Annotated in this window: 15 protein-coding genes, 1 other RNA gene and 1 pseudogene; 12 read left to right on the top strand and 5 right to left on the bottom strand. The window is 48.8% G+C overall.

All coding sequences use genetic code 11. The annotated features are described in order from the left end of the window. Positions 1-55: 55 nt before the first annotated feature. The 6 genes and pseudogenes from IQ260_RS31900 to IQ260_RS17800 all read left to right on the top strand — a co-directional run. Positions 56-202 (top strand): annotated as a pseudogene (locus IQ260_RS31900) (HEAT repeat domain-containing protein); the annotation flags it as partial. A 138-nt stretch (positions 203-340) separates the two neighbouring features. Beyond that, a complete protein-coding gene (locus IQ260_RS17820; RefSeq protein ID WP_193994459.1) occupies positions 341-1,084 on the top strand; it encodes a HEAT repeat domain-containing protein in 744 nt (247 codons plus the stop codon). Between the two features lie 48 nt (positions 1,085-1,132). Then, complete coding sequence (vapB, locus tag IQ260_RS17815; RefSeq protein ID WP_193994458.1) at positions 1,133-1,351, top strand: type II toxin-antitoxin system VapB family antitoxin; 219 nt, start codon at positions 1,133-1,135, stop codon at positions 1,349-1,351. Positions 1,352-1,353: 2 nt separating this feature from the next. Further along, positions 1,354-1,737 (top strand): type II toxin-antitoxin system VapC family toxin, encoded by a 384-nt coding sequence (locus IQ260_RS17810; RefSeq protein WP_193994457.1) that lies wholly within the window; start codon positions 1,354-1,356, stop codon positions 1,735-1,737. 18 nt (positions 1,738-1,755) lie between these two features. After that, the gene (locus tag IQ260_RS17805; RefSeq protein WP_193994456.1) at positions 1,756-2,181 is read left to right on the top strand and encodes a hypothetical protein; all 426 of its coding nucleotides are present in this window, start codon (positions 1,756-1,758) and stop codon (positions 2,179-2,181) included. Between the two features lie 208 nt (positions 2,182-2,389). After that, positions 2,390-2,644, top strand: coding sequence for a hypothetical protein (locus IQ260_RS17800; RefSeq protein WP_228016213.1), 255 nt, complete (start codon positions 2,390-2,392; stop codon positions 2,642-2,644). An 8-nt stretch (positions 2,645-2,652) separates the two neighbouring features. Here the strand turns inward: IQ260_RS17800 and IQ260_RS17795 are convergent, their stop codons facing one another. After that, positions 2,653-3,243 (bottom strand): chromophore lyase CpcT/CpeT, encoded by a 591-nt coding sequence (locus IQ260_RS17795; protein WP_193994455.1) that lies wholly within the window; start codon positions 3,241-3,243, stop codon positions 2,653-2,655. A gap of 101 nt (positions 3,244-3,344) precedes the next feature. Here IQ260_RS17795 and IQ260_RS17790 point away from each other — a divergent pair, with 101 nt between their 5' ends. The 4 genes from IQ260_RS17790 (at position 3,345) to IQ260_RS17775 (ending at position 6,616) form a co-directional block, all read left to right on the top strand. Continuing rightward, on the top strand, positions 3,345-3,902 hold the full coding sequence (locus IQ260_RS17790) for a phycobiliprotein lyase (RefSeq protein WP_193994454.1): 558 nt from the start codon (positions 3,345-3,347) through the stop codon (positions 3,900-3,902). A 133-nt stretch (positions 3,903-4,035) separates the two neighbouring features. After that, complete coding sequence (locus IQ260_RS31730; protein ID WP_193994453.1) at positions 4,036-5,148, top strand: SPFH domain-containing protein; 1,113 nt, start codon at positions 4,036-4,038, stop codon at positions 5,146-5,148. A gap of 7 nt (positions 5,149-5,155) precedes the next feature. Then, the gene (locus IQ260_RS17780; protein ID WP_193994452.1) at positions 5,156-6,304 is read left to right on the top strand and encodes a hypothetical protein; all 1,149 of its coding nucleotides are present in this window, start codon (positions 5,156-5,158) and stop codon (positions 6,302-6,304) included. 168 nt (positions 6,305-6,472) lie between these two features. Beyond that, positions 6,473-6,616, top strand: a complete 144-nt coding sequence (locus IQ260_RS17775) for a chlorophyll a/b-binding protein (RefSeq protein ID WP_193994451.1) — start codon at positions 6,473-6,475, stop codon at positions 6,614-6,616. A 137-nt stretch (positions 6,617-6,753) separates the two neighbouring features. Here the strand turns inward: IQ260_RS17775 and IQ260_RS17770 are convergent, their stop codons facing one another. Further along, complete coding sequence (locus IQ260_RS17770) at positions 6,754-7,059, bottom strand: hypothetical protein (RefSeq protein ID WP_193994450.1); 306 nt, start codon at positions 7,057-7,059, stop codon at positions 6,754-6,756. A 55-nt stretch (positions 7,060-7,114) separates the two neighbouring features. On the opposite strand from IQ260_RS17770, the gene IQ260_RS17765 reads away from it, so the two are divergent. Further along, positions 7,115-7,969 carry an ABC transporter ATP-binding protein gene (locus tag IQ260_RS17765; RefSeq protein ID WP_193994449.1) on the top strand — a complete coding sequence of 285 codons (855 nt, stop codon included), beginning with the start codon at positions 7,115-7,117 and terminating at the stop codon, positions 7,967-7,969. Positions 7,970-8,036: 67 nt separating this feature from the next. On the opposite strand, the gene IQ260_RS17760 is transcribed toward IQ260_RS17765, so the two are convergent. Next, the gene (locus IQ260_RS17760; RefSeq protein WP_193994448.1) at positions 8,037-8,459 is read right to left on the bottom strand and encodes a hypothetical protein; all 423 of its coding nucleotides are present in this window, start codon (positions 8,457-8,459) and stop codon (positions 8,037-8,039) included. A 352-nt stretch (positions 8,460-8,811) separates the two neighbouring features. Here IQ260_RS17760 and ssrA point away from each other — a divergent pair. Next, positions 8,812-9,204, top strand: a transfer-messenger RNA (tmRNA) gene (gene ssrA, locus IQ260_RS17755). Positions 9,205-9,932: 728 nt separating this feature from the next. Here the strand turns inward: ssrA and IQ260_RS17750 are convergent. Further along, positions 9,933-12,440 (bottom strand): CHAT domain-containing protein, encoded by a 2,508-nt coding sequence (locus IQ260_RS17750; RefSeq protein WP_193994447.1) that lies wholly within the window; start codon positions 12,438-12,440, stop codon positions 9,933-9,935. Between the two features lie 203 nt (positions 12,441-12,643). Next, the coding region (locus IQ260_RS17745; protein ID WP_193994446.1) for a gamma-glutamyltransferase at positions 12,644-12,985 on the bottom strand (342 nt) is incomplete at its 5' end.

Genomic DNA, 12,985 nt, shown 5'->3' with positions numbered 1-12,985 from the left:
AGCAATACCAGGGCTACTTAATGCATTAAGAAATTCAACTCCTTGAGAACAGGCGATTTATGTACTTGGCGAACTGAGAGATCCTGTAGCGGTTCCGTACTTAATTAACTACATTGACCATTGGCATGCACAAGTTGGAGATGAATCAATTGAAGCATTAGGAAAAATAGGTGATAAGAGAGCTATCCCAAGCCTCTATAAACTGAACGAGACATTAAGCAATGATTCAGGCTATAGCTCTCGGTTACTAAAAAGAAAAGTAGTAATTTCGCTAGGCAAGCTTGGTGATAGTCGAGTACGTCAAGAACTTATCAAAAGCTTACACGAACAAGCTTTTGGGATGATATACTTTTCTGATTGGTGGACTATATTTGAAGCATTAGAAAGAATAGGAAATTTACAAGTTATTTCTGAGCTAATTTCTGTTTTTGAGTCTTCTGACTCTAATCAGCGCTATCAAGCTGTGGAAGTTGTTGGAAGGCTATGTAATTTTTTAAATCTTTTAGATGACGAGGTCGTAATAGGGCGGATAGTAAATTTATTGGCAGATGAGGATTACCTTGTTCGGGCAAAAGCTGCAGAAGCCTTAGGTGGCTTTAACACCCAGAAAGTCATAGAAAAATTATCTCCAAAGTTGAAAGACGAAACTCGAGAAGTTCGAGAAGCTGCTACCGCAGCATTGGGTTATATCAAAACAGAATCTTCTGTGTTGGCAAGCATAGAAAATTTGTTGAATGATCAAACTCAAAAGGTTCGTTGCTACGCAGCACAGTCTTTGGTTAAATTAAGTGGTGTAAATATTGCAGATTTGGGTGTTTCAAGAGCTTTAAGTCGCTCTTCCAAAACTAAGTTGCTGGATGATGACTTGACTTATCAACTGCAGGCAATACAGAAAAATTGTAAGTTTTACAACTACGAAATCTGGCAGGAGTTCATTCAAAATGAAAAATTAGAAATTCAAAATGAAGACCGGGCATCTGCTAGCCAAACAACATATATTTTTTCCAATGCCACAGCTCCTAAAATCTTTGAGCGAGTAGATCATTATCATGAAAAATCTTCTACGAAAGAGCCTCCGTCCTAGAGATAAACCTACTGTCGTAATTCATCAACATTATTGGAGACTAAGTCCGTGATCTCTTCCCAACTTATTGACACCCTGAATAAGCTTCCTCCCAATCTCCAGACCGAAATCCTCCACTATGCCGAATATCTGGCTGCTAAATATTCTAAGCTGTCTTCTGCCGATGGCTCACCTCAAAAATATCGTCAGGCTGGAACCATGAAAGGCATGTTTACCATGGCTGAAGACTTTGACGCACCTTTAGAAGACCTTAAAGACTATATGTAGCTATGTCTCTTCTACTCGATACCCACGCTCTTATTTGGTTTCTCGACAATAATCCTCGACTCCCCACAAGCACCCGCAGCCAAATTGAAACCACACCCACCGTCTTTGTCAGCATTGCTTCGCTCTGGGAAATCGCCATCAAAGCCAACATTGGTAAACTCGAACTGTCCGCCCCGTTCAGCACTATCGAGCCTAACTTGGTCGCCCTCGGTATTACTCAACTGGCCATTAACTTCAAAGACTTGGAGATCTATCTGTCCTTGCCTCTGCACCATCGCGATCCCTTCGATAGACTGCTCATTGCCCAAGCTATCAACCATTCTCTATCTCTCATTAGCTATGATACACAAATGGATGCCTATGCTATTCAACGACTCTGGGAATAAACAACGGACAGGAGCAGTATGACAGAACCCTTAAAATACAGCTTTCCAAAAGCAAAAAAAGTCCAAGTCTTCGAACGTGTGGGCACCTATATCGAGACCCAACATAACCATGCAACTGATCCCGAAATAAAAGCTGCTGTTGAGAATTTGCGAACTCTGTTCACCCAATTCCAGGAGCAGTATCCCAACGTCACCACTGAAACTGAAGCACTGACTATCATTGATGCCGAGTTCACTGAAATCAAACGATCTCCAAATCATCAATTAGTAACTCTCCGCCAGCAACTTCTCAACCCAGAACGCCACGCACAAGCCATCAAGGCAACCCTTGGAGAAGTCGCTAAGCACTATCTAGAAGAATCTATTTTCGCAAAAGCTGCCATCACCTATCTCGACAAAATGAGCGAAGCCCCTGACTACGGAACGTCAGTGAACTCCGTATAGTTGGTAAAAACCAGCAAGGTAATCCAGCTATCCTTACGTGGCAGCGGACGGGCACAAGATACCTATGGAAGCTGAAGGTTATTGCCGTCGCTACACTTCACCGTTAGGAGGTTTCTCAGTGACGCTCAAGATTTTCCCAGAGTGCTTTAAGAATCCTGATAGACTTTGGCTGCATAATAGCAGTGCCCCCTCAGAAAGCATATCTATCATGGATTATGAAGCACAGCGTCAGGCTAGCCTCGACTCACCGACATTTGCTCAGCTAGATATCTGGCTAACAAAGCGCATCCGCGAGCTTAGTGTAGATGCGCTGGTAGCTAAAGCATTTACCTGCACTGCCTGCGGTGAGGTGGACGGTGACTATTTAGTGGATTATGACGGCAAAACATTCCGCTTTGATACCGCCACCACCTATGCCTTTCTAGAATTCATCCTGGCGAAACAACCGACTGCCGTTAGCTAAGGCTGTCCTTAGACGGGGACTTCACCATCAAACCGCTGGCGTTTTTCAAACTCAAACGGTCCAGCAATGGAACCCCACAGTAGCTCATCGGTTTCTGGGTCGCGGCCACGGTCGTAGCTGACGAGTTTATCGTCAGTGATTTCAAATTCATTGTCTAGATAGCTGGTTTTGCCCTTGCGGACAACGATGCAGTTTTTGCCTGGCACTACCTTGCCAATAAAGCTGTGGCCCGTCCAGCGCACGGTCATGTCACACCCCGGCATTTTCTCGAGTTGATCTGCTGATAATGTGGCTAGTTTTTCCGGATCACGAGCGGCCCCAGTTACAGTCTCTGGCTCCGTAAAGGAATAGTTCTCGAGCAGAATGTAATCTTTCTGGGGAAAGAAGTGTAACACCCGGACCCGATACGGCTGGCTCAGCATATAGTCATAGGCCTGCTCTAAATACAAACAGCTCCCCGACAAAAAGCCCGCTGGCAAAGGCCGCATACACACCCGAATATGGGCAAAAAAGGGTGGATTCTCAATTGCTTGGTCTTGGTTGCTAAAATCAGCAGCCATCCACTTAAGCAAGGTAGAAACATCAGTAGCGTGTGACATAACGAATAGAAACTAGCGGTACAGGGCTCTTTTCAGTCAGATAGTGGGCGTAACTTAGCCATTTATCATAAGGAAGATAAAACCCTTTCGAGAGCAATCTTATGGAGCTTCGCTCAGTTTTCCATACATTTTTTGACCATTGCGTTGGCAGTTGGTCTACAGAGCGTACTTACCACTATCTCACTCAAAACGAAGTAGAGCGTTCCCATACTGACTTTCAAGTGTCGCCATTGACCCCTGAGCTAAAGGCAAAAGTACTTGCAGACAATGCCTATGAAGATGTCAAGGAGTTAGCTGCGCTGCCTGGGTTTCATCTGGCCTTTAACACGGTGTCTGAAAAGGGCGAAAAGGTCTCCCAGTCCTTGAACTTATTATTTGTTGTGAGCAATGAAACGGAGCATACGCTAGAGGGAGATTATTTACGCGATCGCGCCTACGAAGAAGCGCGCCCGATTATTTCCCGCTTTCGGTTTGATGGCCATACCAACGAGCTACTGATGACCACCAACTATACCCGTGTGGTATCAGTAGACTCCATCACTCTGATTAATCCTGAAACCCGGATTCGACGTATTCTCAACTATCTGCGTCCACCGGCAGGTCAGCCGCTTGAGAGACTGGGGTTAGTGGGGTTTGGCGTTGAGCAAAAAGTTATCTAGTCACCGATTCCCTACGGAATCGGAACCAATTAAGCTGTATTGATTCCTATAAAGGTTACGGGCAACCCCATGTCCAGGGAACGCTAAAGGTAACTCTTAGAACAGATATACCGTTGCTACGGAGAGCGCACTAGTGGGCTTATTTGAAAAAGTTCGGGCCGAATTCATTGACATTATTGAATGGCTCGATCCATCGCAAGACACCATTGCCTATCGCTTCGAGCGGTTTCAAAACGAAATAAAAATGGGGGCACAGCTGATTGTTCGCCCTGGGCAGGTGGCGATCTTAGTGGGCGAGGGGCAGGTGGCCGATATCTACGAGCCCGGTCGCCATCGCTTAGAGACTCAGAATATGCCCGTGCTTACCACCCTAATGGGCTGGAAATACGGTTTTAATTCCCCCTTTAAGGCCGAAGTTTATTTTTTTAATACCAAGATTTTTACCAATCTCAAGTGGGGCACCGCTAACCCCATTACGATTCGCGACCCTGAGCTAGGCCCAGTGCGCCTCCGTGCCTACGGCACCTACACAATGCGAGTAAATAATGCGCGCACCCTGCTGGAGCAGCTGATTAGTACCGATGGCTTGTTCCAAACGGACGAGATTAGCGATCACCTTCGCAATATGATCGTGTCCGCCTTTGCCACCAGTGTGGGCCAAGACCAAACGCCTTTGTTTGACCTAGCCGCCAACTATCAGGCCATGGGGGAGCAGGTACGCGACGCCATGCAGCCCAACATGGAGCAGTTTGGCCTCGAGCTACGACAGCTGCTGATTGAAAACATTTCCTTGCCCCCTGAAGTTGAGGCTGCTCTGGATAAGCGCGCCTCCATCGGTATCCTGGGCAATATGCAGCAATACAGCCAATACCAGGCCGCTAACGCCATTGAACAATCAGCCAAAAATCCTGGTGGAGGTAGCCCCGGTCTCGATCTAGGTGTCGGTATCGCCATGGGGCAGCAAATGGCTAACGCCATGAACCCGCAGGTGGCAGCTCCTGTTGCGACTCCGGCAGCTCCTGCGGCTCCGGCGGCCCCACCCCCACCCATGCCAGCGGCGGCTTGGTATATCACCCGCGATGGCCAAAATTTTGGACCCTTTCCTGAAAGCCAGCTGATCTCCAATGGCTTAACGGCTGAATCCAACGTCTGGAAACAGGGCATGGCCAGCTGGCAACCAGCTAATACAGTCCCCGAGCTGCAGTCGCTGCTGAGCAGTGTGCCACCGCCGCCACCGGGGGCTTAAGTTTGAAATGGAGCCCACGACTTCATCCGTCAATCAGTATCAGTGTCCTGGCTGCAAAGCTGACATGGCCTTTGATCCAGATTTGGGGCAGCTCAAATGCCCTTACTGCGGTCAAAGCAAAGCCACACCAGAGGTAACGGCGACCAAACTCAGGTCGACGCTGCAGGAACATGACTTGGCAGCGTTTATTCACACTAACCGCACCCAAATTGCCCAGCTGGCCACCACAGCCCAAGCAGTCAACTGTCCTGGCTGTCGGGCCACCATTACCTTTGAGCCCCCAGATGTAGCCGGTAAGTGTCCGTTTTGTGCGACCAGCATTGTGACGCAGGAGAGTCATCCAGCTGACCCCACCCTGGCACCGTCAGCATTAATTCCTTTTACCGTGGGTCGTAAGGTGGCGCTCAAAAATTTGCGCGATTGGCTAGCGTTTCGTTGGGATTGGAAAGACCTCAAGGCCCTGTTCTTGCCTGGAAAGCTCAAGCAGCTGGCCCAAAGCAAGGCGCTTGTGGGTGTTTATTTGCCCTTTTGGACCTACGATGCCCAAACAGCTAGCCACTATCGGGGGCAACGGGGCGAGCATTATTACGAGACGGAGACCTACACGACGACCAACTCCGATGGGGAGCGGGAAACCGAGACACGTCAGGTGCAGCGAACCCGATGGTATTCGGCATCTGGGCGGGTATCTCGTTTTTTTGATGATGTCTTAGTGCCAGCGACGCGGGCCATTAGTGACAAAAAGCTGCGGCAGCTATGGCCGACAGTGCAGGTTTCAAACCTGAAACCCTACAGCGCTGAATATTTGGCAGGATTTCAGGCCCAGCGCTATGAGATCCCGGTCAAAGAAGGGTTTGAACAGGCTAAGTCAATCATGGCTGCCACGATTCACAGCGATGTGCGTTCGGATATTGGCGGTGATGAACAACGAGTCCACTCGGTATCAACGGACTATTCCCAAGAAACGTTTAAGCACATTTTGCTGCCCCTGTGGATGGCTACCTATCGCTATGGGGGCAAAACCTATCAGGTGATGATTAATGCCCAAACCGGTAAGGTGATGGGCGAGCGTCCTGTGGCTGTTTGGAAAGTTGTGCTGGCGGTTGCGATCGCAACCATCATCCTCGTCACCATCATCCTGCTCGCTGGCGGATAACCGCCCTACCACCCGCCCCAAATGTTCATAGCAAACATTTGAAACCCTTTATTCAAGCCTCATTCAAGCTTTTTAAAACTAACGTTGCCGATTTAAAGAAATGTGATTAACATTTAGTTACATAGGTGTTAACCCACCTCAACGTTTCGTTTGAAGGACGCACATATCATGGCAGAAGAAAACGCAAAGTTTGGTTTTACTCAAATCGCTGAAAACTGGAATGGCCGTCTGGCCATGATCGGTTTCGTTGTCGGTCTGGCTACTGAGCTAATGACTGGCCAGGGCATCCTGTCCCAGCTAGGTTTGATGTAGAGCTGACCTAAGAGTCAGACAGCTTAGAGATATCTTCAATCTCCATTGAGCATTAATTTTTCCGTTCAGTCAGAGCATCAGGGGCAAGTCAAGGCTTGCCCCTTTTTATGTCCGAGGGATGTCCTAGGTGCGCCGCCCTAATCTTCGAGTTCACTCCAAGTGCCCACCGTCTTGAGTTCTGCCGGAATCCTATCCTCAGGATGAAACTCTAGGATTGTCTCTCGATATCCTAAATAGCCTGACTCCGTAAATGACATCAGCATACGGGCTAGGGCAATCCACACAGTTTCGTCAAATTCCCAATCCTGATTAAACCTGGCTCGGTCAGCAATGGACTTAAGCGCCCAAAAATAGCTATTGCGTACCGTCGATCCCTGCTTTTTATAGGGGGGGACATCATCCTGATGGATAAACAAAACTTGGTTGCTGATCTTTGCTCTCATGGGCATCAATGTTTTACAACTGTATCCATAACTCTAGTTTTTTCTAAAACATCCCATGGTGGCGGCTGTTTGCCTGCGTAACGTTCACAAAGTCTATAACAACACCTGCGTGGTTAACGATCTCTCGTTAACCATCCAACCGGGTGAAATCTTTGGTCTGCTTGGACCTAATGGCGCAGGCAAATCCACTACGATTCGCATGGTGACCACCCTGACTAGAGCCACTCAAGGAGACATCGTTGTCTCTGGCTATGATGTCCATCGACAAAAGGCCGAAGTGCGGCGTCAAATTGGTGTGGTGCTCCAGCAAACCAGCGTCGATGGCGATCTGTCTGTCTGGGAAAATATGGAGTTCCATGGCAGAATGCACCACCTACCCAATCCCCAGCGGCAGCGAGATATTGATCAATGGCTGGCCTATGTGGAACTGGCTGAGCGTCGTGATGATAAGGTTAAAACCCTCTCGGGCGGCATGAAGCGCCGTTTACAAATTGCCCGTGCTCTGCTGCATCAGCCCAAAATCCTTTTCCTCGATGAGCCCACCGTTGGCCTCGATCCGCAAACCCGTCGCCGTCTATGGGAAATAATTCTAGATCTGAATAAAAAGCAGGGGATGACCATGCTGCTCACCACCCATTACATGGAAGAAGTGGAATACCTGTGCGATCGCATCGGCATCATGGACCAGGGGCAGCTAATTGAGATGGGGACATTGGCTGAATTACGGACGAACCATGGCGAAGGCATTGTCATGAAACAAACGGGCGACCGCTGGAGCTATACCTTTTTTCCCACATTGCAAGCGGCCAATCAGCACCTTGATCAGCAGCCTGACAAAACCGGTATGATGACCCGCTCTTCTAACCTTGAGGATATCTTTGTTGAATTAACCGGCCATAACTTAGATTAATCCCAACAAACGCGTAGGGGCGCTCCATGGAGCGCCCCTACGCATCTAAAACGTTGTGCTTACGCGTCTAATCTAAATAACCCATGAGAGCGACAGGATCGTCGTCAATATCGTTAGACGCAATGGGTCGATGACCCGGCAGCGTATCTAGATCCGAAACCACTAGAGTGCTCACAGCCACAGGTCGATGACCCGGTAGATGATCGGTACTCGCGATTTCAAAATTATCGGACATAACTGGACGGATCCCAGCCGATGACAAACTATGAACGACATCAACATCGCTCACGGTGATTGGACGATTGTTAGGCAGCGTATCGGTTTCTACCACGCGGCTATGGTCATGTAGCACAATGATGTCATGCTTCTGAGCTTTGACGATACCGCCACTGTTGCTTTCAGACGACGTTGCCCCCTTTTTCTGGCTACGGCCTGAAGAACCCGATGACTTGGTGGTCGTGTTGGTATTTTCCGCTGCGTCGCTGCTCATAACCTTATAACCCCTACTACTAAGTGAAGTAATGCCTGTGACACCCGTCTGTGGCTTTTACGGCGATACACATATCTCAATAGTTAATTATAAGTTAAAAAACAACCGCTTTAGTTTATTAAAGCTAATCAGTGCCATAACGCCCTCACTAAATCCTCTCCAAACCTTACCCCAGGGGCAGCCTAGAGTTTTCTCCATGAAAAAACTTCAGGCCTGGAGGTGGACGCAGTTTATTACGGACCGATAGGACTTAGTTACATTTATTACTGACGGTTACCAGATTCTAAATTTCGATTTATAATGGTAGATGCCTCGAAAAGGCTGATCCTAATTATTTAGGACTATCAACCAAGGGGCTGTAACGGTTTCGACGTTTTGACGAAAGTCGCGTTGTGATACAGGCCGAGAGTGAGTCACCTCTCGCAAATAAAGACTCAACTAAATACAGATGCAAACAACATCGTACCTTTCGCTCGTAAGCACGTAGCTGTAGCTGCCGCTTAAACACCTCTTTCAGGTTCGAGCGCTTATCACTTGACTCCGTTAAGGGTGATAAGCCTAACCCCAACGGATGCGTTAGGTTGATTTCTCTGGTGAGATACCTAACAAAGACCTTCATCAGAGCATCCCACCGCTCGGGATAATGAGCGGTTCCCGCCTAGAGGGTTAGATAGGCTAAGCCTGTGAATGAGTGGCGTGTTATTACTCAGGGCGGACACGGGTTCGACTCCCGTCAGCTCCATTCAATACTTTGAAATAGGCACTCCCCAATCAAGGGAGTGCCTATTTTTTGTGACCACAAATATAGTGTTGTTTTTCTTTAAGCTGGATGAAGTAATTTTCCAACTTGAGGAACAGGCTTAGAATTTAAAAGTAAGGTGCTTATACTGAAGGACAATAGCCGTCAGAGCGAAGATTATAGGTGATGAGAAAACTTCAAATTATTGTTAGTTACTTATAGTTTGTAAAAGTGTTTAAGGGTCCAGTGGCGACTTAGCTATTGCTTGAGCTATTAATGATTTTGGTTGCTGCTGATTGAGGAGGTGAGCCGAACTGTGAAATGTACTAATCGCTAGTACCGTGCAGGTGAATTTATACTGACATTCGTAGCGCTATTTTTTTACTTAAACACTGTTGTTTTCACTGGCATCTAGCTGTTGGTGATCGCTCTTATTTATTTTTCTGAGTCAATTGATAATGAAATTTCCCCTTTGGCAGTACCTTAAACAGCCGGTCTTTAGTTCTCACTACAAAACAGTTTTTAGGCCGTCTAGGTTTTGGCAGAAACATAACATCCAGTATCTACAGCGATGCTGGGAAAAAGAATATCGACAGCCGGGAAAACTTAATTAATTTGTCTTTAAGCTGTTAGGAAACTCTAACAATCTAAACTTGATCAATCTGAGAATGCTATTTGCTTGTTGAGGCTTCAAAGATGTAGCTAATAGTGGTGCCATGACAGAGAGCACTCTATCAGTTTGACTGGCCAATTGACTCAGCTAGTCCTTTGCGAGCTTTTCGCCAGCCAATCAGTGCTTTTTCTGACCATAGCCAGTGGTTTCCTAACTCTTCTGGGTTAATTAATTCATTGCCATCACCCGCAATGTCTATGGCATTTTGCCAATGCTCCTGAGCAATTGCTAGGGAGTTTGCTTTCTCAGCATTGTTAACATCCAGGTTGGCATTCTGGTGATATGCGATCGCTAATCCTAAATAGGCATGAAACTGCATGGGCCAACGCCGGTCATCGTCGTCGAAGGTAACAATTGGGATATTTTGCTCAGTTTCGTTGTCAATGGCGTCTTCCCAGAGTGAGATCGCATTATCCGTCAAGTTTTGCTCATAGCGGGCAAAGCCTAAAGCGACCTGGGCATCTAACCAATCAGACTTTACTGTCAGGGCATCTTCCCAAGACGTGGCCGCATCAGAGGGTTTTATCCCTAGCGCCGGATCGTTAACTTTGAGCATGGCCCATTGAAACTGCCCCTTAGAAAAAAAGAGCGTGGGGGTACTCTGTTTTGTACGCTCAGAATACAAAGCATCCGTTAACTTCAGGGCGGCTGCAAGACCCTCAGTATCTGCTTTTTCAGCGAGCACTTCAACGATTTTGCCAGGATCTCCTGAAATGACCTGGCTAACGCTCTGTACGCTGGAAGGAGACGAATCGGCGGTTGGAGTCGGCTGCGGAGGTGATACCGGCGACGGTCCCCAACCCAAGGGATCGCTAAGGCTTACACCGACAATTCCTAACAGCGCTGCGGCTCCAACCCCCAGCACCACCTGTCGCTGCCGTCGTTTGGAAATACCCGCTCGCTGATTTACAGCGGATTCAGTCTGATTCAGCTCACTAGGACGAGCGCCTTCACTATAGATTGTTTTTTCGTCGTCTGCTTCAGGCTGGGGCTCTGGCTTTTTAGGCAGCTGTTCGTATAGATCGAGTCCTGGCGTTTCCAGCGTCTCAGGAATGAGTGACTCATCAACATCCGCCAGCATGACCTGATCGGACGTAGCTGGTTGGGATAGCTTTTCCACTAGCTCTGGTACGGTTGCATCATCGCTATCGTCGTCATAGCGCAGGAATTCGTCTAGCTCGACCGTCTCGACAAGGTCGTCTAAATCAACCTGAGCTGGCTCAATATTGCTGGCCGCAGTCGAGTCAGCCGAGTCGCTGCCCCCAGGCATAGCAGCTGGCTGCGGATCTAAGGCCTTTAAGGCCGATTCCGATTCACTCAGTAACTTATCAAGGGCACTATTATCCTCCCCAGGCTTACTGGCAAGATAGCCATCAAATCCGGGCTGCATGTATAAAATCGGCAGTGCCCAATAGCTGTAATGGGACCCGTGGGCCGAGATCAGCCCCTGACGGGTACGGTTTAAGCACAGATCGATGGGGTTACCCTGCTTTAAGTTGCGATAGAGCAGCTGGGTAAAGGTAATGGCCACATTGTCAGGAATGCGTTCGGCCATGGCAATGACGCCAGGAATGCCGCGATTGACCAGAGCCTGGGCTAAGTTTTGCTCATGCCAGCCCACCTCTGAACCCGCACTTTGAGCATAGGCCCCCCGACAAGAATTTAAGACGGCTAGCTTGACACCGTTATTTGACAGTAGGCCTGCTAGGTCCTCACCACTAATACGTTCGGTTAGCCCTGTTTGACGGCTAACTAGATATAGGTCTCCACCCGCATTACCCAGGTTGCTATGGCCCGCGTAGTGCAGGGCCTGGTAATTACCTTGCTCTAGGGCCTGGGTGAGTTCAGCCCGACCAGGCTGTTTCAAAACCGTGAGCTGTACATCAAGCTGTTGCTTAGGCAGGAGATTGTAGCCGCTCCCCGAGCGCATTGACATGGGGTGTAGCTCCTTTTGGAGCTGCTCCACCTCATTAGCAAGTTCTAATCGATCTTGATCGGTCGGCGTGGCGATCACCATCAAGACCCGCAGGGGTTGCTCAAAATCAGGAACGGTGGGCATCGGACGGTCGTACCCTTGCCGACGACCGAGGTGATATCGCGAAAACGTGACATCGGTGCCTGTGCCGAGGGGCCGATCGCCTGCATGCAAAACTTCCCAAGGTAGCTGCTGCAGCTTTTCTCCTTTAAGGCCCAGTCGCAACCGCAAAGGCGATCGTCGGTTTTGGGCGACGCCCTGGGCTGTTAGCCAACTATCTCGCAGGGCTCGATCAAATAAGCTGTTGTAAAGAGCTTGCCCCAGACTGACAAGCGTGGGTAACGGAGTGGCAGCATCATCGTCGTTCTTGCCGGAACGATATTTAGGCGTTGAGGCCCAGCGCTGGCTCGGTTCACCTTTAAGGATCCCGAGCAAGGGATCATGCATTAAGGTGGATGCCTCCTCTAGCCACTGGTCGATGGGCCAGTGAAACTGTTCTTGCGCAAGGGGAACTCCGGGGGTCACTTGCTCCGTGCGCACCAAATATCGGTCATTGCCGACGGCTGTAATTGATATGTCAAACTCTTGGAGCACTGTTAGCAGATCGCGTCCCTGTTATTTGGCTATTTATGGTGGTTTAGTTGTCTATAGGTGAGCACCCTGGAGCATTATGCATTTTTTCTAGTATCCCCAATAAACCACCATAACGTGTCGCCATAGATGTCGTTGCCAATGGATGCAGTTCTTAGACTGTCCACATGACGTTTATGAATGATACCCAATGCTGCCCAGCGCAACTACGGCGTCACCACCATAGCGGCCCCACCACCCCGTCTACTGGGCTCTGCTACGGCCTGCATTTCACCCTTAGGCCAAATTTCTAGGCCCGTCGCAGCACCAATTTCAGTCACCGGATTTAGCTGATGCCCCAGGGTACCGAGGGCGGCGGCTGTGTCGGTGTCTGCTAACGCTTGCTCTACTGTGGTGTTGCTGCCATTGCGTTGGGAAAGGCGAGGGGCGCTAATGGCCTGGGGCAGGGGCATGTCAAAATCAATTAGATTCGTGGCAATGCCCACAACGGTGGTAATGATGGTAGAGCCACCGGGGCTGCCAAAGGCCAGTGTGCGACCGTCAGGGGC

The sequence above is a fragment of the Leptolyngbya cf. ectocarpi LEGE 11479 genome (assembly GCF_015207065.1).
Taxonomy (GTDB): Bacteria; Cyanobacteriota; Cyanobacteriia; order Phormidesmidales; family Phormidesmidaceae; genus Leptothoe; species Leptothoe ectocarpi.
Note: the sequence above shows the minus strand (reverse complement) of the source record. Positions and strands in the feature narration are given on the sequence as shown.